This is a genomic window from Micromonospora sp. CNZ299 (genome assembly GCF_002754415.1).
The window spans coordinates 221,547-245,484 of record NZ_PEFG01000001.1 but is presented as its reverse complement, the minus strand read 5'-3'; the positions used below and the strand labels follow the sequence as shown (position 1 = coordinate 245,484).

The window sequence follows — 23,938 nt, the reverse complement described above, 5'->3', positions numbered from 1 at the left end:
GTCGTCCCGCCCGACAGATGGAGACACGATGAGCACGGCCACCCAGCCCTCCGCGCCGCACGTTGCCGACAGTCACGACCTGATCCGGGTGCAGGGCGCGCGCGTCAACAACCTCAGGGACGTCAGCGTCGAGATCCCGAAGCGGCGGCTGACGGTGTTCACGGGTGTCTCCGGCTCCGGCAAGAGCTCGTTGGTGTTCGGCACCATCGCCGCCGAGTCGCAGCGGATGATCAACGAGACGTACAGCGCGTTCGTGCAGGGTTTCATGCCGACGTTGGCGCGGCCCGAGGTCGACCTGCTGGACGGCCTGACCACGGCGATCATCGTGGACCAGGAGCGGATGGGCGCCAACTCCCGGTCCACCGTCGGCACCGCCACCGACGCCAACGCGATGCTGCGCATCCTGTTCAGTCGGCTCGGTCAGCCGCAGATCGGCTCGCCCAACGCATACTCCTTCAATGTCCCGTCGGTGAAGGCGACCGGTGCGATCACCGTCGACCGTGGCGCTGGCAGGACGAAGACCGAGAAGGCGACCTTCACCCGTCTCGGCGGCATGTGTCCGCGGTGCGAGGGCATGGGCGCGGTCACCGACATCGACCTGTCGGCGCTGTACGACGACAGCCTCTCGCTCAACGAGGGCGCGATCACGATCCCGGGTTACAGCATGGAGGGCTGGTACGGGCGGATCTTCCGTGGCTGCGGCTACTTCGACCCGGACAAGCCGATCGGCAAGTTCACCAAGCGGGAGCAGCACGACCTGCTCCACCGGGAGCCAACCAAGATCAAGATCGACGGCATCAACCTGACGTACGCAGGTCTGATCCCGTCGATCCAGAAGTCCTTCCTCTCCAAGGACATCGACGCGTTGCAGCCGCACATCCGCGCCTTCGTGGAGCGGGCGGTGACCTTCACGACCTGTCCCGACTGCGCCGGCACCCGGCTCAGCAAGGAGGCCCTGTCGTCGAAGATCAAGGGAAAGAACATCGCCGACGCCTGCGCGATGCAGATCAGTGACCTGGCTGCCTGGGTGCGCGGGATCAAGGAGCCGTCGGTGACCCCGTTGCTGGCGGGGCTGCAACACCTCCTCGACTCGTTCGAGGAGATCGGCCTGGGTTACCTGTCCCTCGACCGGCCGTCGGGCACCCTCTCCGGTGGCGAGGCGCAGCGGACCAAGATGATCCGCCACCTGGGCTCCTCGCTCACCGACGTCACCTACGTCTTCGACGAGCCGACGATCGGGCTGCACCCGCACGACATCCAGCGGATGAACGAGCTGCTGCTCCAACTGCGCGACAAGGGCAACACCGTGCTGGTCGTGGAGCACAAGCCGGAGGCCATCGCCATCGCCGACCACGTCGTCGATCTCGGTCCCGGCGCCGGCACGGACGGCGGGACCGTCTGCTACGAGGGCACCCTGGAGGGTCTGCGCGCCAGCGGCACCATCACCGGTCGCCACCTCGACGACCGGGCGACGCTCAAGGAGACGGTCCGCACGCCCACCGGCAAGCTGGAGATCCGTGGCGCGTCGGCCAACAACCTGCGCGACGTCGACGTCGACGTGCCGCTCGGCGTGCTCGTCGTCGTGACCGGCGTCGCCGGCTCCGGCAAGAGCTCCCTGGTGCACGCGTCGATTCCCGCCGGAGCGGGCGTGGTGTCGATCGACCAGGGCGCGATCCGGGGCTCACGGCGGAGCAACCCGGCCACGTACACCGGGCTGTTGGACCCGATCCGTAAGGCGTTCGCGAAGGCCAACGGTGTGAAACCGGCGCTGTTCAGCGCCAACTCCGAGGGTGCCTGCCCGAGTTGCAACGGTGCCGGTGTCATCTACACCGACCTGGGGATGATGGCCGGCGTCGCCGCTCCCTGCGAGGACTGCGAGGGCAAGCGGTTCCAGGCGTCGGTGCTGGAATACCGCTTCGGTGGTCGTGACATCAGCGAGGTGCTGGCGATGTCGGTGACCGAGGCCGAGAAGTTCTTCGGCGCCGGCGAGGCGCGTACGCCCGCCGCGCACGCCATCCTCGACCGGCTCGCCGAGGTCGGGCTCGGCTACCTCAGCCTGGGGCAGCCGCTCACGACCCTGTCCGGCGGCGAGCGGCAGCGGCTCAAGCTGGCCACCCACATGGCTGAGAAGGGCGGCGTCTACGTCCTCGACGAGCCGACCACCGGCCTGCACCTGGCCGACGTCGAGCAGTTGCTCGGCCTGCTAGACCGCCTCGTCGACTCCGGCAAGTCGGTGATCGTCATCGAGCACCATCAGGCGGTCATGGCGCACGCCGACTGGATCATCGATCTCGGTCCCGGCGCCGGTCACGACGGAGGCCGGATCGTCTTCGAGGGCACCCCGGCCGACCTCGTGGCTGGTCGCTCCACCCTCACCGGCGAGCACCTGGCGGCGTACGTCAGCAGGTGAGCCGGCGATCAGCTCTCCGCTCGGCGTGGCCGGCTGATGGGGGCGCTGAGCATTCCGGTGATGGCGTCGACGAGGAAGTCGCCGACCTCGGGCCATCGCGGGTCTTCGCCGTTGCGTTCGGCGCGTGCTTCGACCTCGGCCGTCGTGGTGCTGACGATGCGGGTGATCAGGAGCGCCCGGCCGGCGACCACCTCCGGGTCGAGGTGCCGTAGCCGCGCGGCCAGCGACTCACGCAACTCCAGTGCCTGGGGCGTGGTGTCCTGGGCTTCCCGCATGATCGGCAAGGTGGCGGGGTTGTGCAGCATGTGTTCCAGGAACCGGGCCCGCCAGCTCGGGCGCGGTAGCTGGTCGAGGACGCGCATGCTCGGCTCCACGAGACCGCGGATGTCGCCGAGGACGGAGTCGTCGGTCGGGGGCATGCCGACGCGTGCCTGCGCCACCTCGTGCACGTGGCGGGCCATGAGCGCCTTGAGCAGGCCCTCGCGCCCACCGAAGTAGTAGCGCACCGCCGAGTGGTTGGTGTTGCCAGCCGCCTCGGCCACCCTGCGGTCGGAGACCTCGGCGACTCCCGACTCGGCGAACAGCCGCTCCGCCGCGTCCAGCAGCGCGGTGCGGGCCGCCTCGGAGCGCCTCATGACCGGCCCCCTCGTGTTTCTCGCCCGGATGTGACTCAGGTCAACCTAGCCGGATTCCCGGTCCCGGCATCCGCCGCCTACAGTTTATAAGTCAACTGGCGTACAAACATGAGCTGGAGCGTGCATGGATACCGAAGCCGTGATCGAGGCTGCCGACGTGGTGGACGGCCGCCCGCCCGGCGCGGACCGCAAGGAACAGATCATCCGAATGGTCGCCCTGTTCGTGATGCCGTTCCTCATGGTCACCATGATGTTCGCGACCTACATGTCGACCATGCACTCACCGCACCCCCGGGACATGCCGGTCGCGGTCGTCGGCAGCGGCGCCACGGCGCAGGCCGTCGTCGACGGGCTCAACGCCGCTGACAGCACCGAGGCCACCCTGGTGGCCACCCGCGACGACGCGGTCGACCTGCTGCACGACCAGGAAGCCACCGGCGCGCTCATCCTGCCCACCGCGGGCGGCGCCAACGCCACCATCCTCACCGCCTCGGCGGCCGGAGCCTCACAGAACGCCACCGTCCAGCAGTTGCTCGCGCCGGTGGCCTTCCAGAACAGCTGGCAGACGACTACCGAGGACGTCGCACCGCTACCCGCCGGTGACTCGGCCGGCATCGCGGTCCTGTTCGCCGCGATGGGCATGATGCTGGCCGGGTACGTGCCACTGAGCATCATGGTGATGGGCGTCCCCCACCTGCTGCGGCTGCGACGGTTCCTGCCCGTGCTGGCCGGTTGGTCCGCGTTCACCAGCTCGATCATCTGGCTCATCCTCGGGCCCGTCGTGGGTGCCGTCGAGGGCCACTACCTCACCTTCCTCGGCGTCGGCATGCTCGCCACCGCGGCCGTCGGCCTGGCCCAGCTGCTGCTCTCCAAGGTGGTCGGGCCCCTCGCGGTGCTGCCCGGCATGCTGCTCTGGGTCGTGTTCGGCATGCCCGCGTCGAACCTGGCCCTGTCCGTGCACAACATGCCCGGGTTCTTCCAGTTCCTGCATGGCGTGCTGCCGCTCCCGGCGGCCGGTGAGGCACTGCGCTCGGTCCTGTACTTCGACGGCAACGGTCTGGGCACCCACCTGATCGTCCTGGCCGTGTGGATCGTGGCCGCCCTCGCGCTCTGCCTGCTCAAGGAGCGCAGCGCGAGCGGGAAGATGATCCCCGGCGTCCCCCCGATCAGCGACCCCGACTCGAAGGCCCCCGCTCTGGCCGGCGGGCCGCCGCGCTCCAAGCGCTTCCGGTACGTGGCCGCGGCCGGCTTCCCGCTGGCCATCCTCGTGGTCGTCGTGGGCGCCATGGGGTTCTCCATGCACAAACCGCAACCGCACGACATCCCGGTCGTCGTGGTCGCCGGCGCCCCGGGGCAGGCTCAGCAGACCGCTGCCGGTCTCAACGCACAGCTCGACGGCATCCTCGACGTCACCGTCGCAGGCACCGTGGATGAGGCCACCGAGCAGATCCGCTCCCGCGACGTGGTCGCCGCCTTCGTCCTGCCGTCGGCACCGGACACCCCGGCGACGCTCTACTCGGCGTCCGCCGCGAACGCCAGCCAGCAGTCCGCGATCCGCGCGATCTTCCAGCCGATCACCGCGGCCCAGGGCCTCCCGCTCACGCTCACCGACGTGCAACCCCTGAGCGAGACCGACACCGGCGGCAGCAACAGCATGTACGTCGGCATGTCCTGGATCATGGCCGGCTTCCTGTTCCTGGCCGTCCTGCGTGGCGGTGCCCCGCACGTGCGCCGCCTGCGCCAGTTCCTGCCGCTGCTGGGCGGCTGGGCGATCGGCATGTCCGTCTGGCTGTGGTTCCTCTTCGACGTCCTCATCGGCGCGATCAGCGGCAACGCCCTGGAGACGATCGCCTACGGCACCCTGACCATCTTCTCGGTCTCCCTGGCCACCGGAGTGCTCACCCGCACCGTCGGCCTGGCGGGAATCATCCCGATGATGGTGGTGCTCATGATGGCCGGCGTACCCGCCTCCGGCGGTGGCATGTCGGTGTACCTGGTCCCCGAGGTGTTCCGCCCTCTCCAGGACGTGCTGCCGCTGCCCGCGGCGGTCGACATCGCCCGATCGCTGCGGTACTTCGACGGCGTCGGCGTCGGACAGAACCTGCTGGTCATCGCCATCTGGGGCGCTGTCGGGCTCGTCGGAAACCTCGTGATCGACCGGTGGCTCAAACGCCGCGAGCGCCGCTCGGACTCCGGCGGCCCGGACGCGGGTACGACACCCGAGGCGCACCTGAGGTTGGTGCCGGCCGAGGCGCACTGAGCGGCACCGAAGCCCACCGCCGATCCCTCGGGATCGGCGGTGGGCTGCTCCCTCTGGTCAGGCGGCGTCGTACTCGACGGCGACGTCGAGCACCCAGGTGACGCCGAACGGGTCGGTGAGCATGCCGTAGAGGGGAGCCCAGCCGGCGGGCGCGAGGTCGACCAGGACGGTCGAGCCCTCGCTCAGCTTCTTCCAGTAGCCGGTGATCTCGTCGGCGTCGCTGCCCCGGACCGAGACGAAGAACGGGCTCTCGCCCTGGCTCCACGGCCGTGCCGACGGCACGTCGTACGCCATGATCTGGAAGCCCTCGGCGGACGTGACCTGACCCCACATGACCTGGTCGGCCTCGTCCGGGCTCTGCACGTTGTGGGCGTCGGCGTAGGTCACCGCGACGAGGTCCCCGCCGAAGACGGCCCGGTAGAAATCGAGGGCGGCCCGCGCGTTGCCCCGAAGGTTGATGTGCGCGACGGTCTTGATGCTCATTGCTGCTCCTCGTGTGACATGACCCGTGGCTGGTGCCCGGGTGCAACGCCGACGATGGCAGGGGTAGCGGTCAGGTTGTGGCCGCTATCTGGGGCAGACTCGGATGCATGGCCACGACCTCCGCGAGACTGCTGTCGCTGCTCTCGCTCCTCCAGGCCCGGCGTGACTGGCCGGGCGGCCTCCTGGCCGAGAGGCTGGACGTGAGCCCACGAACGGTGCGACGCGACGTCGACCGGCTGCGCGAGCTCGGCTACCCGATCAGAGCCTTCAAGGGGCCGGACGGCGGGTACCGGCTCGACGCCGGCGCCCAACTGCCACCCCTGCTGTTCGACGACGAGCAAGCCGTCGCCATCGCCGTCGCACTCCAGGTGGCAGCCCTCTCCGGGGCGGACATCCAGGAGGGCGCGGCGCGAGCGCTGAACACCATGCGGCAGGTCATGCCCAGCCAACTGCGGCACCGCATCGACGCCCTCCAGGTCACCGCCGTCGGACAACCCGCCACCACCGGGCCGGACACCCCGGTCGGCAGCACCGTGCTGACAGCCATCGGCGCGGCCGTCCACGCCCACGAGGTTCTGCGCTTCGACTACGCCTCGACGAGCCCCGCCACCGACGCGCCGCCCCGCCGCGTGGAGCCCCACCACCTCGTCACCTGGAAGGGTCGCTGGTATCTCGTCGCCTGGGACCTCGACCGGGACGACTGGCGGACCTTCCGCTGCGACCGGGTCAGCCCGCGTACCCCGACCGGACCACGCTTCACCCCACGACAACTGCCCATGGGAGACGTGACCACGTACGTCGCGGGCCGCTTCCGAGGTTCCACCGACACCTCGGCGTGGCCCTGCGTGGGCGAGGTCGTCCTCGACCTTCCCGCCGCCGTCGTCGCCACGTACACCCGCGACGGGCTTGTCGAGGAACTCGGCCCCGACCGCTGCAAGCTCGTACAGGGCTCCTGGTCCTGGGTCGGCCTCGCAGCCGCGCTCGGCAGGTTCGACGCCGACATCGAGGTGATCGGGCCCGCCGAGCTCAAGGCCGCCTTCGCAGGGCTCGCCCGTCGCTACGCCGACGCAGCAGGATGACGGCAGGTCGCGGCGGCGGAAGGGCCGCCGGAAACGCAAAACGGGCGCGGGAGCCAAACTCGCTCCTGCGCCCGGCACTGTCGGGTGAAATCTTTCTTGGTGCCCCCGGCAGGATTCGAACCTGCGCCCCCGCCTCCGGAGGGCGGTGCTCTATCCCCTGAGCTACGGGGGCTCAGCGACTGGAGAAGACTAGCAAACCCTCCCCCCGTACGCCGAATCGGTATCGGGTGAGCCGATCGTGTCGGTAACCGGCCCACCCGGTGCTCAGGCCGCCGCGATCGCCCGCCCGCAACTGGGCAGCGGGTGCAGGACGATTCGCCGGGGAAGCCGACGTGGCCACTCGTTGCGCGGCCAGGAGCCGTCCACGATCAGGTGCACGGTGCGCTGCTCCTCGCCGCTGAGCCGCAGCACGAAGTCGCGGGGGAGCGGCGGGTCCACCGTCGGCGTGGTGATCATGAAGCGCACCCGACCACGGGACGAGACCGCGGAGATCACGTCCGCCGCCGGCATGGTGCCGCGCAGTCGGACCCGGCCGATCCAGTAGACCTCCGCGAGGTGCTCCTGGGCGGCCCGGGTGATCGCCGGGTACTCACTGCGGACCCAGCGCTCGACCGCGCTGACGCAGAGCCCGCAGGCGCGCTCGCGCGGCTCGCGCGGACCCAACCCCCAGGCCCGCAGGTACGCCCCGACCGCTCCAGGGTCCAACGGCAGGTCGAAGCGCCGTTGGATGAGCGTGGTGAGGCTCTGCCGCGTCCACAGCTCCTCGTCCAAGCCGAACTCGTCGGGGTGGACGCCCCGCAGTGTGTCGATCAGTTCGAGTTCCTGTTCGCGGCTGAGCATTCCCGGCTCGCCCTGCCGCTGTCCGCGACGGACGGCTGCCACCGCCCCGTCACCGCCAATGGTGTGGCGTCGGCACCAACTGGTGACCGAACGCCGTGCGTCTCTGAGTGCAACCCCCACGTCTTGGGCAACGAGCCCGAATCGCAACTGGTCACGATATGTGCGGAGAAAACTCTCTAAGCAACGTAATCGCCCGTGCCTCGCCATTGCCCCACAACAGACAAAAGCCCATCTTTCAGGGCGCAAGCCAACATGCTTCGTCTTGATCGAATCGGGTTCCTGGAAGTCGGGGTGTCCCGGTCGCCTTGACACCCCGGTTTCCTGAAACCCGAGTCGATCAAGGGCGTGGGCGGCGCTGGGCGTGGGCGAGGCCGGGCGGGGCCGGGCCGGGCATGGGCTGGACGGGGGCACGGGCGGGGCCGGGCGCGGGTGGGGCCGTAGGGAGCGGGCCCGCGTCCCACCATCGTGTGGCGGTGACGCGGGCCCGGTGTGCCCGTGGGTCGGTCAGCCCTTGGCCTGCGCCTGGAGCTGCCGGAGGTTGTTCAGCTCGGTCTGCTGGGTGGCCTTCATCGTCCGAGCCACCCGCAGCACCTCGTCGTTGTCGGTCTCGCCGAGGGCCGCGTCGATCATGTGGATGCCGCCGAGGTGGTGGGCGTACATCAGGGCGAGGAACTGCCGGTCGACCTCGATGCCCTTGGCATCGCGCAGGGCGGCCATCTGCTCCGGGGTGGCCATCCCCGGCATCAGCCCGTTCTTGACAGTGGCTCCGTCGGACATCCACGACATGGGCGGCTGCGACCCGGTGGGGCTCAGATCCCATTCGCGCAGCCAGGTCTGCATGGCGCCGATCTCGCCCTGCTGCCCGGTAGCGATGTCGACGGCGATCTGCCGCACCTCGGGGAGGGTGGCCGACCGGTACGCGATCAGGCTCATCTCCACCGCCTGTGCGTGGTGGGACGTCATGTCCCGGGCGAAGCCCGCCTCGACCGACGCGTCACCGGGTCGGGTGACGCGCGGGGTGAGCAGACCGCCCGCGTACCCGAGGAGCAACCCCACCACCACCATGACGGCGAGCGCCAGCACGCCGTAGCGCGACGCCGGGGCCCGGCCGTCCTCGTTCGGGACGGCCGGGGTGTCGTCGTACTCGTTGTCGGTGGTGGCGGGGGCAGTCATCGCCGTCCTTACTGGGTGGGCTGCTGCTGGAGCTCACGCGGCGTGGTGCCGGTGGCGGTGATACCCGTGTTGCAGAGCGCCGTCGGGCCCTCGACGGAGGCGTTCACCCGCAGGTCCTTGATGAACTGGTCGATCCGCGAGTCGTCGGCGTTGTCGAGCTTGAGCTGGTAGCCCCAGGCCTGCAGCGAGATCGGCTTGTCCAGGCCCTCGTACGGGCTCATCAGCGTCTTCTCGACGCCGCGCACCTTGCCGGCGAGCTTGTCGACCTGGTCCTTGGGGAGGTCGGGCCGGTAGGTGATCCACACGGCGCCGTGCTCCAGGCTGTGCACCGCGTGCTCGCTGGCGATCGGGGCGTCGTAGACGTCACCCATGCAGTTCTGCCAGGCGGCGTTGTGCACGCCACCCACCGGCGGCGAGTAGTTCCAGGTCAGCGGGCCCGACTTGTGCGACTCGTACTTCAGGCTGTCCGGGTCGGACTTGCGGATGTTGGCGATGCCGTCGATGGCGTTGGCCCGCTTGTCCCACGGCTTGGAGCCCTGGAACGACGCCCAGGCGCCGTAGCCGATGATGCCGGCCGCGAGGACGCCCACCGCGACGAAGAGTGCGATGGGGCCCCAGGCGCGGCCCTGGCTCACCTTGACCGGGGTGACCGGCTTACGAGGGCCCTTGCCACCTGCCCGGGGGGAGCCCGCCGGCTTGCCCGTCGGCTTGCCGGAACCGGCCTTGGCGCCGGCGGCGGGCCGGCCGGCGGCCGGCTTCTTGCCGGTGCTGACCACGGTCGGGCGGCGCTCAGGGCCACCCGGGGTGCTGATGCTCATCGTGCCTCGTCAAGTCGGTCGGTCAGGGGAGTGGCGGGCCGGATGACGCGCAGGGGAGCCGCCGAGTGCCCGAGTCTACCCCCGATAACATGGTTGGGTGACTCCTGCAGAACTAGCCTCGGTCGTCCTCGCCGCCGCCCACGCCGTCTTCGAGCAGCGTGGGCTCGACCGCGCCGCGCTGCCGGCGAGCACGGTGGTGGAGCGACCGCGCAACCCCGAGCACGGCGACTACGCCTCGACGCTCGCGCTGCAGTTGAGCAAGAAGGTGGGCGTCCCGCCTCGGGAGCTGGCAGCGGCCCTGGCCGACGAGCTGGGCCGGGCATCGGGCGTCAAATCGGTCGAAATCGCCGGGCCGGGCTTCCTGAACATCCGGCTCGACGCGGCTGCGGCCGGTCAGCTCGCCCGGGTGATCGTCGAGGCCGGCGCGGAGTACGGGCGCAGCGACCGGCTGGCCGGCGAGAAGATCAACCTGGAGTTCGTCTCGGCCAACCCGACCGGGCCGGTGCACATCGGCGGGGTCCGCTGGGCGGCCGTCGGTGACGCGCTGAGCCGGCTGCTGCGGGCCACCGGCGCCGACGTCGGCACGGAGTACTACTTCAACGACGCGGGTTCGCAGATCGACCGGTTCGCCAGGTCGCTGCTCGCCGCCGCCAAGGGTGAGTCGGCGCCGGAGGACGGCTACGGCGGGGCGTACATCGCCGAGATCGCCACCGAGGTGCAGGCCCGCCGGCCGGAGGTGCGGACCCTCGACGACGACGCCGCCCAGGAGGTCTTCCGGGTCGAGGGCGTCGCGCTGATGTTCGACGAGATCCGCTCCTCGCTGCGTGACTTCGGGGTGGAGTTCGACACCTACTTCAACGAGAAGGACCTGCACGACCGCGGTGAGCTGGACCTCGCGCTGAACCGGCTGCGTCAGCAGGGGCACCTCTACGAGTCCGAGGGCGCGACCTGGCTGCGCACCACCGACTTCGGCGACGACAAGGACCGGGTGCTGCGCAAGTCCAACGGCGAGTGGACGTACTTCGCCGCGGACTGCGCCTACTACCTGGACAAGCGCGAGCGCGGCTTCGAGCGGGTCGTGATCATGCTGGGCGCCGACCACCACGGCTACATCGGCCGGATGAAAGCGATGGCCGCCTGCTTCGGCGACGACCCGGAGCGCAACCTGGAGATCCTCATCGGGCAGCTGGTCAACCTGCTGCGCGACGGTGCCCCGATGCGGATGAGCAAGCGGGCCGGCACCGTGATCACCCTGGAGGACCTGGTCGAGGCGATCGGCGTGGACGCCTCCCGGTACGCGTTGGCCCGCTACTCCAGCGACTCCCCGATCGACATCGACATCGAGCTGTGGACCCGGGCGACCCGCGACAACCCGGTCTACTACGTGCAGTACGTGGCGGCCCGGACCGCGGGCGTGGCCCGCAACGCCGCCGAGGTGGGGCTGGTCCCGGGCGACGGGGACGCGTTCCGTCCCGAGCTGCTCGACCACGAGAAGGAGAACGAGCTGCTCAAGGCGCTCGCCGAGTTCCCCGCCGTGGTGGCCACGGCCGCCGAGCTGCGGGAACCGCACCGGGTGGCCCGTTACCTGGAGGAGAGTGTCGCCGCCTCCTACCACCGGTTCTACGACAACTGCCGGGTGCTGCCGTTGGGCGACGAGGAGGTCACCGACCTGCACCGCGCCCGGCTGTGGCTCAACAACGCCACCCGCACGGTGATCGCCAACGGCCTGCACCTGCTCGGCGTCTCCGCTCCCGAGAGGATGTGACATGCGGGCTCATGAGGCTGGTGCGCTGCACGCGGACATCAGCAAGCAGGGGCCGGCCTGGCTGCGTACCCCCGAGGACGTCAACGCCCTGATGCCGGCGCTGTGGCCGCGCAGCGTGACGCGGGGGGCCGACGGCGCGGTCGCCGTCGCGGGCCTGAGCGTCCGCGACATCGCGGCCCAGTTCGGCACCCCGGTGTACGTCCTGGACGAGGCCGACCTGCGTTCGCGCTGCCGCGACTTCCGGGCGGCCTTCCCGACCGAGGACATCTTCTACGCGGGCAAGGCGTTCCTCTGCCGGGCGGTGGTCCGGATGATCGCCGAGGAGGGCCTGCACCTGGACGTCTGCACCGGCGGTGAGCTGGCCACCGCGTTGTCGGCCGGGATGCCGCCGGAGCGGATCGGCTTCCACGGCAACAACAAGTCGGTCTCCGAGCTGTCCCGGGCGCTGGACGCCGGGGTGGGGCGGATCATCGTCGACTCGTTCACCGAGATCGACCGCCTGACCGCGCTGGCCCGCGAGCGGGGGGTTCGGCCTCGGGTGCTGGTGCGGGTCACTGTCGGCGTGGAGGCGCACACCCACGAGTTCATCGCCACCGCCCACGAGGACCAGAAGTTCGGCTTCTCGCTGGCCGGCGGCGCCGCCGCGAACGCCGCGTTCAAGATCCTCGACGAGGGTGTGCTGGAGCTGCGTGGTCTGCACTCGCACATCGGCTCGCAGATCTTCGACGCCAGCGGCTTCGAGGTCTCGGCCCGCCGGGTGCTCGCCCTCCAGGCGCAGATCCGCGACGCGCGCGGGGTGGAGCTGCCCGAGCTGGACCTCGGCGGCGGCTTCGGCATCGCGTACACCTCCCAGGACGACCCGGCGACACCACAGGACCTGGCCAAGCGCCTCCGCAAGATCGTCGACTCGGAGTGCGCGGCGGAGAACCTGGCGGTGCCCCACCTGTCGATCGAGCCGGGGCGGGCCATCGTCGGGCCGGCCGTGTTCACCCTCTACGAGGTCGGCACGGTCAAGGAGCTCGACGGCATCCGGACGTTCGTCAGCGTCGACGGCGGGATGAGCGACAACATCCGTACCGCCCTGTACGACGCGTCCTACTCGGCCACGCTGGCCTCGCGGGCCTCGACCGCGCAGCCGTTGCTCGCCCGCGTGGTGGGAAAGCACTGTGAGTCCGGGGACATCGTGGTGAAGGATGAATTCCTGCCCGCCGACGTGCAGGCCGGAGATCTTGTCGCGGTGCCCGGCACCGGTGCCTACTGCCGGAGCATGGCCAGCAACTACAACCACGTACCCCGGCCACCGGTGGTCGCGGTACGCGACGGCCAGGCGCGCCTGATCGTCCGGCGGGAAACCGAAGAGGACCTGCTCGCTTTGGATGTGGGATGACGTCACCTGTGCGCTTGGCGCTGCTCGGCTGCGGCACTGTCGGCCAGGAGGTGGTCCGTCTGCTGCACGAGCAGTCGGCTGACCTGGCCGCGCGGATCGGCGCTCCGCTGGAGATCGCCGGCATCGCCGTCCGTCGGCTCGGCCGTGACCGGGGTGACCTGCCGGTCGACGAGGACCTGTTCACCACCGACGCGCTCGGCCTGATCAAGCGTGACGACGTGGACGTGGTGATCGAGGTGGTCGGCGGCATCGAGCCGGCCCGAGGCTGGCTGGTCGAGGCGCTGCGCGCCGGCAAGAGCGTGGTCACCGCCAACAAGGCGCTGCTCGCCGAGGACGGCGTCGCTCTGCACGAGGCGGCGGCCGAGGGTGGCGGCGACCTCTACTACGAGGCGTCCGTGGCGGGGGCCATCCCGCTGCTGCGCCCGTTGCGGGAGTCGCTGCACGGTGACCGGATCAACCGGGTCACCGGCATCGTCAACGGCACCACCAACTTCATCCTCTCCGCCATGGACGCGACCGGCGCCGGCTTCGCCGAGGCCCTGGAAGAGGCCACCGCACTGGGGTACGCGGAGGCCGACCCGACCGCCGACGTCGAGGGCTTCGACGCGGCGGCGAAGGCGGCGATCCTCGCCTCGCTGGCGTTCCACACCCGGGTCGGCGCGGCCGACGTGCACCGCGAGGGCATCACCGAGGTGACCGCCGCGGACATGGCCAGCGCCCAGGCGATGGGCTGCACGATCAAGTTGCTCTGCATCGCGGCCCGAGGCGTCGACGCCAGCGGTCGGGAGACCGTCAGCGTCCGGGTGCACCCGGCGATGATCCCGCGCAGCCACCCGCTGGCCAGCGTGGGCGACGCGTTCAACGCGGTCTTCGTGGAGGCCGACGCGGCCGGGCAGCTGATGTTCTACGGCCGGGGCGCCGGGGGCGCGCCGACCGCGAGCGCCGTGCTCGGTGACGTGGTCGCGGTGTCCCGCAACCGGCTCGCCGGGGTGCGCGCGGCCAGCGAGAGCGCATACGCGGACCTGTCGGTCCGGCCGATGGGCGAGGCGTTGACCCGCTACCACGTCAGCCTCGACGTGGCCGACCGCCCGGGTGTGCTGGCCTCGGTGGCGAGCGTGTTCGCCCGGCACGACGTGTCGATCGCGACCGTACGGCAGGGCTCGGCGGGCGGGTCCCCGGGCCGGGACGGCGACGCCGAGCTGGTCATCGTCACGCACGTCGCGCCGGACGCCGCGCTCGCCGCGACCGTCGGTGAGCTGCGCGGTCTGGACATCGTCCGGTCGGTGACCAGCGTGCTGCGGGTCGAGGGCGGCGCCTGAGTCGTTGGACCATCGACGGGACGATTCGCGTGTCCCGCCAGGTGGGTAAGCCGGGGTGTGCGATCGACGGCTCGGGCAGGCTGGTCCAAGGTGACCGTGATGCCGGGTCGGCGCGGCGGTAGAGGCGAGGAGAACGACATGTGGCGGGGTCTGATCGAGGCGTACCGGGATCGGCTGCCGGTCACCGCGGCCACGCCGGTCGTCACGCTGCACGAGGGGAACACCCCGCTGTTGCCGGCGCCGGTGCTGTCCGCCCGGATCGGATGTGACGTGCACCTCAAGGTGGAGGGTGCCAACCCGACCGGCTCGTTCAAGGACCGGGGGATGACCCTCGCGGTGTCCAAGGCGGTCGAGGCCGGCAACAAGGCCATCATCTGCGCCTCCACCGGCAACACCAGCGCCTCCGCCGCGGCGTACGCGGCCCGGGCCGGGTTGACCTGCGCGGTGCTGGTGCCGCAGGGCAAGATCGCGCTGGGCAAGCTGGCCCAGGCGTTGGTGCACGGCGCGAAGCTCCTGCAGGTGAGTGGCAACTTCGACGACTGCCTGTCGCTCGCCGCGAAGCTGGCCCAGGACCACCCGGTCGCGTTGGTCAACTCGGTCAACATCGATCGGCTGCACGGTCAGAAGACGGCCGCCTTCGAGATCGTCGAGGCGCTCGGTGACGCCCCCGACATCCACTGCCTGCCGGTCGGTAACGCCGGCAACATCTCCGCCTACTGGATGGGTTACGCGGAGGAGCGGGACGCCGGCACCACCACCCGGACGCCGAAGATGTACGGCTTCCAGGCCGCCGGGGCGGCCCCGATCGTGACCGGCCAGGTCGTGCCGGAGCCGTCGACCATCGCCACGGCGATCCGGATCGGCAACCCGGCGAGCTGGACCAAGGCGTTGGACGCGCGGGACACCTCCGGTGGCCTGATCGCCGCGGTGACCGACCGGGAGATCCTTTCCGCGTACCGGCTGCTCGCCCGCGAGGTGGGGGTCTTCGTCGAGTTGGGCAGCGCGGCCAGCGTGGCCGGCCTGCTCCAGCAGGCCGCGGCGGGCGCGGTGCCGCCCGGGTCGACGGTGGTCTGCACGGTGACCGGCCACGGTCTGAAGGACCCGGAGTGGGCGATCTCCACCGCGCCGGCGCCGCTGACCATCGCGAACGACCCGATGGCCGCGGCCCGCGCCCTCGACCTGGCCTGAACGCTCCACCGCCCGGTCGGTGACCGGCGGAGGCCGGCCGGTTCTGCGGGACGGGCGTGGGGGCGGCGTGGGTTCTGGTGATCGTGTCGGGCACACTTTCACGTATCCCCGCCCGCATTCTCGTTCAGGAGTGAACCAGGCCGATGTCGCTGCTCGCCAGATTCAGCCTCGCCAACCGAGGGCTTGTCGCCCTCATCGCGGTGGTGATTACGGCGTTCGGAGCGTTCGCCGTGCCGTCGCTGAAGCAGCAACTGCTGCCGTCGCTCGAGTTCCCGGCCGCGTTCATCGTGGCCCCCTACCCCGGTGCCGGCCCCGAGATCGTCGAGTCGCAGGTCACCGAGCCGATCGAGAACGCCCTCCAGGGCATCGCGGGGCTGGACCAGGTCACCTCCACGTCCCGCGAGGGCTCGGCCACCGTCCAGGTGATGTACGAGTTCGGCACCGACCTGGACGACGTGGTCAACAAGATGCAGACCGCGCTGAGCCGGATCGACTCCCAACTGCCGGAGGGCGTCGACCCGCAGGTCATCGCCGGTAGCACCGACGATCTTCCGGCGGTCGTGCTGGCCGCGACCGGCACGGGGGATGAGCGGGCCCTGGCCGAGAAGCTGCGTACGGCGGTGGTGCCGGAGCTGGAGGGCGTCGAGGGGGTTCGCACGGTCGAGGTGACCGGCACCCGCGACGACGTCGTGCTGGTCACCCCGGACCCGGCGAAGCTGGCCGCGGCGCAGGTCCAGCCGACGGCGATCGGCGCGGCGCTGAAGACCAACGGCGTGGCGGTTCCCGCCGGCGCGGTGACCGACGGGGCGCTGTCCCTTCCGGTGCAGGTCGGCACGCCGATCGCCACCCTGGAGGACCTGCGCGGCATCGTGGTCGCCCCGGGCGCGGCGCCCGTGCGTCTCGCTGATGTGGCGACCGTCGAGCAGCAACTGGCTCCGGCCACCGCGATCACCCGGACCAACGGCAAGGACAGCCTCGGCATCGCGGTCACCGCCGCGCCGGACGGCAACGCGGTGCAGATCTCGCACGATATCCGCGACCGGCTCGACGACCTGAAGGACGCCTCCGGCGCGGAGCTGACAGTGGTCTTCGACCAGGCGCCGTTCGTCGAGAAGTCGATCGAGTCGCTGACCACCGAGGGCCTGCTGGGCCTGGTGATGGCGGTCATCGTCATCCTGGTCTTCCTGCTGTCGGTGCGCTCGACGGTGGTCACCGCCGTCTCCATCCCGCTCTCCGTGCTGGTGGCGTTGATTGCCCTGTGGATCGGCGACTACTCGCTCAACCTGCTCACCCTCGGCGCGCTGACAATCGCGGTTGGCCGGGTGGTGGACGACTCGATTGTCGTGTTGGAGAACATCAAACGACATCTGGAGTACGGCGAGGAGAAGCGGCACGCCATCATCACCGGCGTCCGCGAGGTGGCCGGCGCGGTGACCGCGTCCACCCTCACCACCGTGGCGGTGTTCGCGCCGATCGCGTTGGTCGGCGGGTTCGTGGGCCAGCTCTTCGCGCCGTTCGCGATCACCGTGACGGTGGCCCTGCTCGCCTCGCTGCTGGTGTCGCTGACCGTGATCCCGGTCCTCGCGTACTGGTTCCTCAAGCCGCGCGGCGGCACCGCCGACGACGAGGCGGTGCGGCGCGGTGCGGAGGAGAAGGAGCTGCGTAGCCCGTTGCAGCGGGCCTACCTGCCGGTGATCGGGTTCGCGACCCGCAAGCGGTCGACCCGCTGGATCACCGTCGGGCTCGGTCTGCTGGTGCTCTTCGGCACCCTCGGCCTCGCGCAGAAGCTGGAGACCAACTTCCTGGACGACTCCGGCCAGGACACCCTCAACATGAGCCAGGAACTGCCGGCCGGCAGTGGCCTGGCGGCCACCGACGCGGCGGCCAAGCAGGTCGAGTCGGTGCTGTCCCGGACCAAGGGCGTAACGACGTACCAGGTGACCGCCGGCGGCGGGGACAACCCGTTCGGGGGCGGCGGCAACAACATCGCGACCTGGTCGCTGGCGCTCGACGGCGACACCGACGCGAAGCAGATGCGTGAGGTGCTGCGCGAGGAGTTCGACAAGCTCGGCAGCGGACTGGGCGAGATCAGCTTTGGCGGCGGGCAGGAGGCGTCCACCAGCCAGCTGGAGGTCATCGTCCAGGCCAGCGACCCGGAGGTGCTGACCCGGGCCGCCGAGGAGGCCCGTACGGCGATGGCCGGCGTCCCGGACGTCGAGGATGTCACCACCAGCCTTGCCGCCGAGGTGCCGCGTGTCGACGTGACCGTCGACCGGGTCGCGGCCGGTCGGGCCGGGCTCACCGAGGCCGCCGTGGGGCAGCTCGTGTCGCAGGCGTTCCGGGGAGCGCCGCTGGGTCAGGTCACGCTCGACGGCCAGCAGCAGAACGTGGTGCTGCGGTTGGGTACGCAGCCGCCGATGTCGGTGGAGCAGTTGCGGGCACTGCCGGTCGGGCCGGTCAAGCTGGGTGACATCGCGCAGGTCACGCAGGGCGAGGGGCCGCAACAGGTCAGCCGAATCGACGGTGAGCGCAGTGTGTCGGTGACCGGCGCCGCGACCGGCTCGAACCTGGGTGCGACGAGCCAGGAGCTGCAGAAGCGGCTGGACGGCATCAACGTACCCGGAGCGACCTTCACCATCGGTGGGGTCAGCGCGGACCAGGCGGACGCGTTCGGTGATCTGGGTCTGGCGGTGCTGGCCGCGATCGCGATCGTGTTCCTGATCATGGTGGCCACGTTCCGCAGCCTCACCCAGGCGCTGATTCTGCTGATCTCCATTCCGTTCGCGGCGACCGGCGCTATCGGACTGCTGCTGGTCACCGGGACGCCGCTCGGCGTGCCGGCGCTGATCGGCGTGCTGATGCTGGTCGGCATCGTGGTGACCAACGCCATCGTGCTGCTCGATCTCATCAACCAGTACCGTGCGCAGGGCATGGGGGTCCAGGAGGCGGTGGTCGAGGGTGGCCGGCGCCGGTTGCGTCCGATCCTGATGACCGCGGTGGCGACCATCTTCGCGCTGCTGCCGATGGCGCTCGGGTTGACCGGTGAGGGCGGCTTCATCTCTCAGCCGCTGGCGGTCGTGGTGATCGGTGGCCTGCTCAGCTCGACGCTGCTCACGCTGATCCTGGTGCCGACGCTCTACACGATGGTGGAGAACACCAAGGAGTCGCTGCGGGCTCGGCGTAGTCGGCGGCGCTCAGGTGACCCGGCGGTGCCCACGGCGGACACCGACGAGGCGGCTGCCCCGAATCAGGTAGCGGTGCCGAGCGCCGCGCCTGTCCCGGCGGCGGCCGGGGGTGCGCAGCCGGCCGGGCGTCCCGCCCCGTCGGGTGCGTTGGTGGAGGGCACGGACCAGTTCGAGGTGCTGCGGCTGCCCCGTAGCCGCACCTCGCCGCTGCCTCCGTCCGAGCCGACCGAGTAGGTCGGACCGCGTCGCGGAACGCCCCCGGCAGGGTTCTGCCGGGGGCGTTTCCACATTGATCGGTCGAGATATCTCGATCCGAACCGCGCCGAGGGTCGCGCGGCTACACATTCGTCACCGTCTCCGCGCTGCTGGCGGCAGGTGTAGCCCCCGTACCGAACAGGTAGGGTCGCGCTCCGTGGCGTCCACCCTCTCGGTTCTGACCGGCAATCGGAGCTTCCGCAACCTCTTCCTCGCCGAGTTGGTGGTCTTCGGCGCTGACTGGTTCGTCATGGTGCCCCTGCTGGTGCTGCTGCCCCACCTGACCGGCAGCGGAGTCTGGGGCGCACTGGTGTTGGCCGTGGACACCGGCATCGTGGCGCTGCTGCTGCCGTACACGGGCACGATCGCCGACCGTTTCGACCGGCGCAAGATCATGATCGCCGCGAACGTGGCCGCGCTCGCGGGCGTGTTGCTGCTGCTCGGGGTTCGGGGCGCGGGTACTGCGTGGTTGGCGCTGGTCGCGATCGGCGTGGTGGCGGTCGCCAAGGCGTTCTACTCACCGGCCGCCCAGGCTGCGCTGCCCAACGTGCTGGAGCCCCACGAGCTGGCCGCCGGCAACGCCGTGGCCGGCTCCGCCTGGGGCACCATGACCGTGGTCGGCGCCTCGCTCGGCGGCGTCCTCAGCACCGTCGCCGGCCCGTACGTCTGCTTCTGGGTGGCGGCGGTGGGCCTGGCGCTGGCCGCGGCCCTGGCGACCCGGATCCGCCGGCCCCTGCAGGCGCCCCGGGACACCACCCGACCGGCCCAGCGGACCTGGGCGGCGGTCCGTGAGGCGCTCGGCTACATCGGGCACCGGCCTCGGGTGCTCGCGCTGGTCACTGTCAAGTCGGCGGTCGGCCTGGGCAACGGCGTGCTGACCGTGTTCCCCTTGCTGGCCGGCGTGTACGGCGTCGGTCCGCTCGGTGCCGGCCTGCTCTTCGCGGTGCGGGGCGCCGGGGCGTTGGTGGGGCCGATCCTGATGCGTCGGGTGCTGACCAACCGAGCCTGGCTGCTGCCCGCGCTCGCGCTGTCCATGTCGCTCTACGGCCTGTCCTACCTGGGCGCATCGGTGGTCCGTTGGTTTCCGTTGGTGCTGCTGCTGGTCTTCCTGGCGCACTTCGCGGGCGGTAGCAACTGGGTGATATCGAACTTCGCCCTCCAGGGTGAGGTCCCGGACCACCTGCGGGGGCGCGTCTTCGCCACCGACATGATGCTCGCCACGCTGGCCATCTCGGTGAGCCAACTGGCGGTGGCCATGGTGGTGGACGTGGTGGACGAACGGGTCGTGCTCGCCGGCTGCGGTCTGATCACCCTCGTGTACGCGGTGGGCTGGCGGATCGCCACCCGTCGGCTCTCGCTCACCGACGCGACCCCCGAGCCGGTCGGCTGAACCGGGCGGTCCCAGGCTGCGGACGGGGGACCGGATCGTCGGTCCCTGACCCTAGGGCCTGTTTCACAAGGACTGGCCGGCCTGCGGCGGGCCCGGACGACGACCGGCGGCGTTGCGGTCTCGTCCAGATACAACACCGGTATCCGGACGAAACCGCGCCTTGCCGGCTCGCCGCCCGGACTCCGCCTCGGCTCGACCGCCCTTATTAAACAGGCCCTACCATGAGCGCGTGCCGACGAACTTCACCGCCGGGCCGGTTCGCGTCCGGGTCCCCGCCACCAGCGCCAACCTGGGCCCTGGCTTCGACGCGTTGGGTCTCGCCCTGGGGCTCCACGACGACCTGGCCGCCGAGGTCACGTCGGCCGGGGTCCGCGTGACGGTGACCGGGCAGGGTGCCGGCGAGCTGCCCGACGATGACCGGCACCTCGTGGTGCGGGCCATGCGCGCCGCCTTCGACGTGCTCGGTGCCCACCCCGGGGGCTTGAGCGTGGAGTGTGTCAACCGGATCCCCCAGGCGCGGGGGCTCGGCTCCTCGTCCGCCGCGATCGTCGCCGGGGTGTTGCTGGCCCGCGCCCTGGTCACCGACGGGGAGCACCGGCTGGACGAGGCGGGCATGCTCCGGTTGGCGGCCGAGATCGAGGGCCATCCGGACAACGTCGCGCCCTGCCTGCTCGGCGGCTTCACGGTGGCCTGGTCCGAGCCGACCGGTGCCCGGGCGGTGTCCCTGCCGGTCGCCGACGGGGTGCGGCCCATCATTTTCGTGCCGGCCGAACGCGGATTGACCGCCGCCGCCCGGGCCGCGTTGCCGGCCACCGTGCCGCACGGCGACGCTGCGTTGACCGCCGGGCGGGCCGCTCTGCTGGTGCACGCGCTCACCGCCGACCCGAGCCTGCTGCTGCCGGCCACGGTCGACCGGCTCCACCAGGATTACCGCTCGGCCGGGATGCCAGCGACATCTGCCCTGGTCAGCGCGTTACGAGCGGCCGGTGTGGCGGCTGTGGTCAGTGGGGCGGGGCCCACTGTGCTGGCGCTCAGCGAGCCTCCGGCGAGCTTCCCAGCGGGAACAGACTGGCAGATCTGGCAGTTACCGATAGACGTCAGCGGCGCACGGGTTGCCCGGGGTAGACTTGGACACGCCGAGCGGGACCCTGTTGCCGCAGGTCGGAAGAGTTGATTACGCTCTAGACCTAGCACAGCCGCGAAGCACGCGATCTCCTGCGGGGCGGCGCACCCCCGAAGCTCTCGGCGGTCAGCCCGTCTACCCCTGCCAAGGCCCACGCCGCACCGCAGTTTCCACAGGTCGCCGCAGACGGCGAGACCTGCTCACCGACGTTGGTGAGTCGGGATACCGACCGGCTGCTGTGTCACAGACTCCCGCGACGCGTCCTTGCGAGGCGGGTGCACCGAGGCCGCCCGGCCACCTGAGTTCCGACTCCGGGCAGCCACGGCCTTACGAGGGAAGGAATCCATTGAGCGACACCACCGACGTGACGTCGGATGTTTCCAACGTCGCTGGCGATGCCACCGCAGCCGCTCCCGCCCGTCGTCGGCGTAGCGGCACCGGTCTGTCGGCGATGCTGCTGCCAGAGCTGCAGAGCCTGGCCGCGTCGCTCGGCATCTCCGGCACGGCTCGCATGCGCAAGGGCGAGTTGATCGCCGCGATTTCCGAGCGGCAGGGCGGCAACGCCGCCGGGACCCCTCGACCACGGGCCGAGGTCGCGGCCGCGGCCGCTCCGACCCGTGAGGGGGTGCGCGCCGAGGTGCGGGAAACCGCCGACCGGCCGGCAGCCGAGGGGCGCAGTGCCGATCAGGCGCCCGCCGAGCCGGCCGCCGAGACCGAAGGTCGCACTCGCACCCGGCGGAGCCGGACCGCAGCAGCGGAGACCCGTCCGACCGAGACCCGTCCGACCGAGGCGCGTCCGACCGAGGTCCGCGCCGAGGAGGCGCGTACCGAAGAGGCTGGCGCTGGCGAGCGGACCGACCGCGGCGAGAATCGCCGGGACCGGGCCGAGCGTCCGGAGCGTGCCGAGCGTGCCGAGCGCTCCGACCGGGGCGAGCGTGCCGAGCGGGGCGACCGCGCGGAGCGTTCCGACCGGGGCGAGCGTGCCGAGCGGGGCGACCGCGCGGAGCGTTCCGACCGGGGCGAGCGTGCCGAGCGGGGCGACCGCGCGGAGCGTTCCGACAGGGGCGACCGTGCCGAGCGGGGCGAGCGTGCCGAGCGGGGCGAGCGTGCCGACCGGGGCGAGCGCAACGAGCGGGGCGAGCGTTCCGACCGGGGCGAGCGTGCCGACCGTAACGACCGTCCGGAGCGGGCCGACCGCAACGACCGCGGTGACCGCAACGACCGTGGTCAGCGTGTCGAGCGGGACAGCGACGACGACGACGGTGAGGGTGGCGGCCGGCGAGGCCGGCGCAGCCGTTTCCGGGACCGTCGTCGCGGGCGGGGCGAGCGCACCGAGACCGGTGCCGACACCGGTGGGCGTGAGCCGCAGGTCAGCGAGGACGACGTTCTCGTCCCCGTGGCCGGCATCATCGACGTGCTCGACAACTACGCGTTCGTGCGGACCACCGGCTACCTGGCCGGTCCGAACGACGTCTACGTCTCGATGTCCCAGATCAAGAAGTACGGCCTGCGCCGCGGTGACGCGATCACCGGTGCGGTGCGGGCGGCCCGCGAGGGCGGCAACAGCGGTGACCAGCGGCGCGACAAGTACAACCCGCTGATGCGGCTGGACACGATCAACGGGATGGAGCCGGAGGAGGCCCGGCGTCGACCGGAGTTCTACAAGCTCACTCCGCTCTACCCGCAGGAGCGCCTGCGCCTGGAGACCGAGCCGCACATCCTGACCACCCGGGTCATCGACCTGGTCATGCCGATCGGCAAGGGCCAGCGGGCACTCATCCAGTCACCGCCGAAGGCGGGTAAGACGATGGTGCTGCAGGCGATCGCGAACGCGATCACGCACAACAACCCGGAGTGCCACCTGATGGTGGTGCTGGTGGACGAGCGGCCCGAAGAGGTCACCGACATGCAGCGGTCGATCAAGGGCGAGGTCGTCGCGGCCACGTTCGACCGTCCGCCGCAGGACCACACGACGGTGGCCGAGCTGGCCATCGAGCGGGCCAAGCGCCTGGTTGAGCTGGGGCACGACGTGGTCGTGCTGCTCGACTCGGTGACCCGGCTCGGTCGGTCGTACAACCTGGCGGCGCCGGCCAGCGGCCGGATCATGTCGGGTGGTATCGACTCCACCGCGCTGTACCCGCCGAAGCGCTTCCTCGGCGCGGCTCGCAACATCGAGAACGGTGGCTCGCTGACCATCATCGCCACGGCGCTGGTGGAGACCGGATCCATGGCGGACACGGTCATCTTCGAGGAGTTCAAGGGCACCGGCAACGCGGAGCTGAAGCTGGACCGGAAGATCGCCGACAAGCGCACCTTCCCGGCCATCGACGTCAACCCGTCCGGTACCCGTAAGGAAGAGGTTCTGCTCGCGCCGGAGGAGCTGGCCATCCTCCACAAGCTGCGCAAGGTCCTGCACTCGCTGGACTCGCAGGCGGCGATGGACCTGCTGCTCGACAAGCTCAAGAAGACACGTACCAACATCGAGTTCCTGATGCAGATCGCGAAGTCGACGCCGGGGGAGTAACCATCCCCGGGTGAGACGAAGGGGCACGGCCACACCGGTCGTGCCCCTTCGTCATGTCTCCGGGCGGCACCTGATGGAATTTTCCTTCGGTTCAGTCGATAAGT

At 70.8% G+C, this 23,938-nt stretch carries 16 protein-coding genes and 1 tRNA gene; 11 read left to right on the top strand and 6 right to left on the bottom strand.

The features are described from left to right. Positions 1-28: 28 nt before the first annotated feature. Entirely contained in the window at positions 29-2,410 is a 2,382-nt protein-coding gene (locus CLT68_RS01160) for an ATP-binding cassette domain-containing protein (RefSeq protein WP_099848242.1), read from the top strand. 8 nt (positions 2,411-2,418) lie between these two features. On the opposite strand, the gene CLT68_RS01155 is transcribed toward CLT68_RS01160, so the two are convergent. Next, on the bottom strand, positions 2,419-3,045 hold the full coding sequence (locus CLT68_RS01155) for a TetR/AcrR family transcriptional regulator (RefSeq protein WP_099848240.1): 627 nt from the start codon (positions 3,043-3,045) through the stop codon (positions 2,419-2,421). 124 nt (positions 3,046-3,169) lie between these two features. On the opposite strand from CLT68_RS01155, the gene CLT68_RS01150 reads away from it, so the two are divergent. Beyond that, positions 3,170-5,305, top strand: coding sequence for an ABC transporter permease (locus tag CLT68_RS01150; protein WP_099848238.1), 2,136 nt, complete (start codon positions 3,170-3,172; stop codon positions 5,303-5,305). Between the two features lie 57 nt (positions 5,306-5,362). Here the strand turns inward: CLT68_RS01150 and CLT68_RS01145 are convergent, their stop codons facing one another. Next, positions 5,363-5,788: a VOC family protein gene (locus CLT68_RS01145; protein WP_099848236.1), complete on the bottom strand. Its 426-nt coding sequence runs from the start codon at positions 5,786-5,788 to the stop codon at positions 5,363-5,365. Between the two features lie 107 nt (positions 5,789-5,895). On the opposite strand from CLT68_RS01145, the gene CLT68_RS01140 reads away from it, so the two are divergent. Next, positions 5,896-6,867, top strand: a complete 972-nt coding sequence (locus CLT68_RS01140; RefSeq protein ID WP_099848234.1) for a WYL domain-containing transcriptional regulator — start codon at positions 5,896-5,898, stop codon at positions 6,865-6,867. Between the two features lie 97 nt (positions 6,868-6,964). Here CLT68_RS01140 and CLT68_RS01135 read toward each other — a convergent pair. The 4 genes from CLT68_RS01135 to CLT68_RS01120 form a co-directional block, all read right to left on the bottom strand. Beyond that, positions 6,965-7,039, bottom strand: a tRNA-Arg gene (locus CLT68_RS01135). 92 nt (positions 7,040-7,131) lie between these two features. Next, complete coding sequence (locus tag CLT68_RS01130) at positions 7,132-7,827, bottom strand: winged helix-turn-helix domain-containing protein (protein ID WP_088949940.1); 696 nt, start codon at positions 7,825-7,827, stop codon at positions 7,132-7,134. Positions 7,828-8,211: 384 nt separating this feature from the next. After that, positions 8,212-8,880: a DUF305 domain-containing protein gene (locus CLT68_RS01125; RefSeq protein ID WP_099848232.1), complete on the bottom strand. Its 669-nt coding sequence runs from the start codon at positions 8,878-8,880 to the stop codon at positions 8,212-8,214. A gap of 8 nt (positions 8,881-8,888) precedes the next feature. Then, the gene (locus CLT68_RS01120) at positions 8,889-9,698 is read right to left on the bottom strand and encodes a thioredoxin-like domain-containing protein (protein ID WP_099848230.1); all 810 of its coding nucleotides are present in this window, start codon (positions 9,696-9,698) and stop codon (positions 8,889-8,891) included. Between the two features lie 97 nt (positions 9,699-9,795). On the opposite strand from CLT68_RS01120, the gene argS reads away from it, so the two are divergent. From argS to rho, 8 genes are all read left to right on the top strand, one after another. Next, positions 9,796-11,463 carry an arginine--tRNA ligase gene (argS, locus tag CLT68_RS01115; RefSeq protein ID WP_099848228.1) on the top strand — a complete coding sequence of 556 codons (1,668 nt, stop codon included), beginning with the start codon at positions 9,796-9,798 and terminating at the stop codon, positions 11,461-11,463. A gap of 1 nt (position 11,464) precedes the next feature. Then, positions 11,465-12,850, top strand: a complete 1,386-nt coding sequence (gene lysA / locus CLT68_RS01110; protein WP_099848226.1) for a diaminopimelate decarboxylase — start codon at positions 11,465-11,467, stop codon at positions 12,848-12,850. A gap of 8 nt (positions 12,851-12,858) precedes the next feature. Next, positions 12,859-14,169: a homoserine dehydrogenase gene (locus CLT68_RS01105; RefSeq protein WP_172862230.1), complete on the top strand. Its 1,311-nt coding sequence runs from the start codon at positions 12,859-12,861 to the stop codon at positions 14,167-14,169. A 138-nt stretch (positions 14,170-14,307) separates the two neighbouring features. Continuing rightward, positions 14,308-15,357, top strand: coding sequence for a threonine synthase (gene thrC / locus CLT68_RS01100; RefSeq protein ID WP_099848224.1), 1,050 nt, complete (start codon positions 14,308-14,310; stop codon positions 15,355-15,357). A gap of 143 nt (positions 15,358-15,500) precedes the next feature. Beyond that, positions 15,501-18,776, top strand: coding sequence for an efflux RND transporter permease subunit (locus tag CLT68_RS01095; RefSeq protein WP_099848223.1), 3,276 nt, complete (start codon positions 15,501-15,503; stop codon positions 18,774-18,776). A 178-nt stretch (positions 18,777-18,954) separates the two neighbouring features. Beyond that, positions 18,955-20,187, top strand: coding sequence for an MFS transporter (locus tag CLT68_RS01090; protein WP_099848221.1), 1,233 nt, complete (start codon positions 18,955-18,957; stop codon positions 20,185-20,187). A gap of 229 nt (positions 20,188-20,416) precedes the next feature. Continuing rightward, positions 20,417-21,361 carry a homoserine kinase gene (thrB, locus tag CLT68_RS01085; RefSeq protein WP_099848219.1) on the top strand — a complete coding sequence of 315 codons (945 nt, stop codon included), beginning with the start codon at positions 20,417-20,419 and terminating at the stop codon, positions 21,359-21,361. Positions 21,362-21,656: 295 nt separating this feature from the next. Continuing rightward, positions 21,657-23,834 (top strand): transcription termination factor Rho, encoded by a 2,178-nt coding sequence (gene rho / locus CLT68_RS01080; protein ID WP_099848217.1) that lies wholly within the window; start codon positions 21,657-21,659, stop codon positions 23,832-23,834. Positions 23,835-23,938: the final 104 nt, after the last annotated feature.

Bases quoted from the DNA above. Each gene is read 5' to 3' on its own strand.
- CLT68_RS01125 (WP_099848232.1), bottom strand. From the start codon at position 8,880: ATGACTGCCCCCGCCACCACCGACAACGAGTACGACGACACCCCGGCC.
- CLT68_RS01155 (WP_099848240.1), bottom strand. From the start codon at position 3,045: ATGAGGCGCTCCGAGGCGGCCCGCACCGCGCTGCTGGACGCGGCGGAG.
- CLT68_RS01160 (WP_099848242.1), top strand. From the start codon at position 29: ATGAGCACGGCCACCCAGCCCTCCGCGCCGCACGTTGCCGACAGTCAC.
- lysA (WP_099848226.1), top strand. From the start codon at position 11,465: ATGCGGGCTCATGAGGCTGGTGCGCTGCACGCGGACATCAGCAAGCAG.
- CLT68_RS01150 (WP_099848238.1), top strand. From the start codon at position 3,170: ATGGATACCGAAGCCGTGATCGAGGCTGCCGACGTGGTGGACGGCCGC.
- CLT68_RS01145 (WP_099848236.1), bottom strand. From the start codon at position 5,788: ATGAGCATCAAGACCGTCGCGCACATCAACCTTCGGGGCAACGCGCGG.
- CLT68_RS01120 (WP_099848230.1), bottom strand. From the start codon at position 9,698: ATGAGCATCAGCACCCCGGGTGGCCCTGAGCGCCGCCCGACCGTGGTC.
- thrC (WP_099848224.1), top strand. From the start codon at position 14,308: ATGTGGCGGGGTCTGATCGAGGCGTACCGGGATCGGCTGCCGGTCACC.
- CLT68_RS01140 (WP_099848234.1), top strand. From the start codon at position 5,896: ATGGCCACGACCTCCGCGAGACTGCTGTCGCTGCTCTCGCTCCTCCAG.
- CLT68_RS01095 (WP_099848223.1), top strand. From the start codon at position 15,501: ATGTCGCTGCTCGCCAGATTCAGCCTCGCCAACCGAGGGCTTGTCGCC.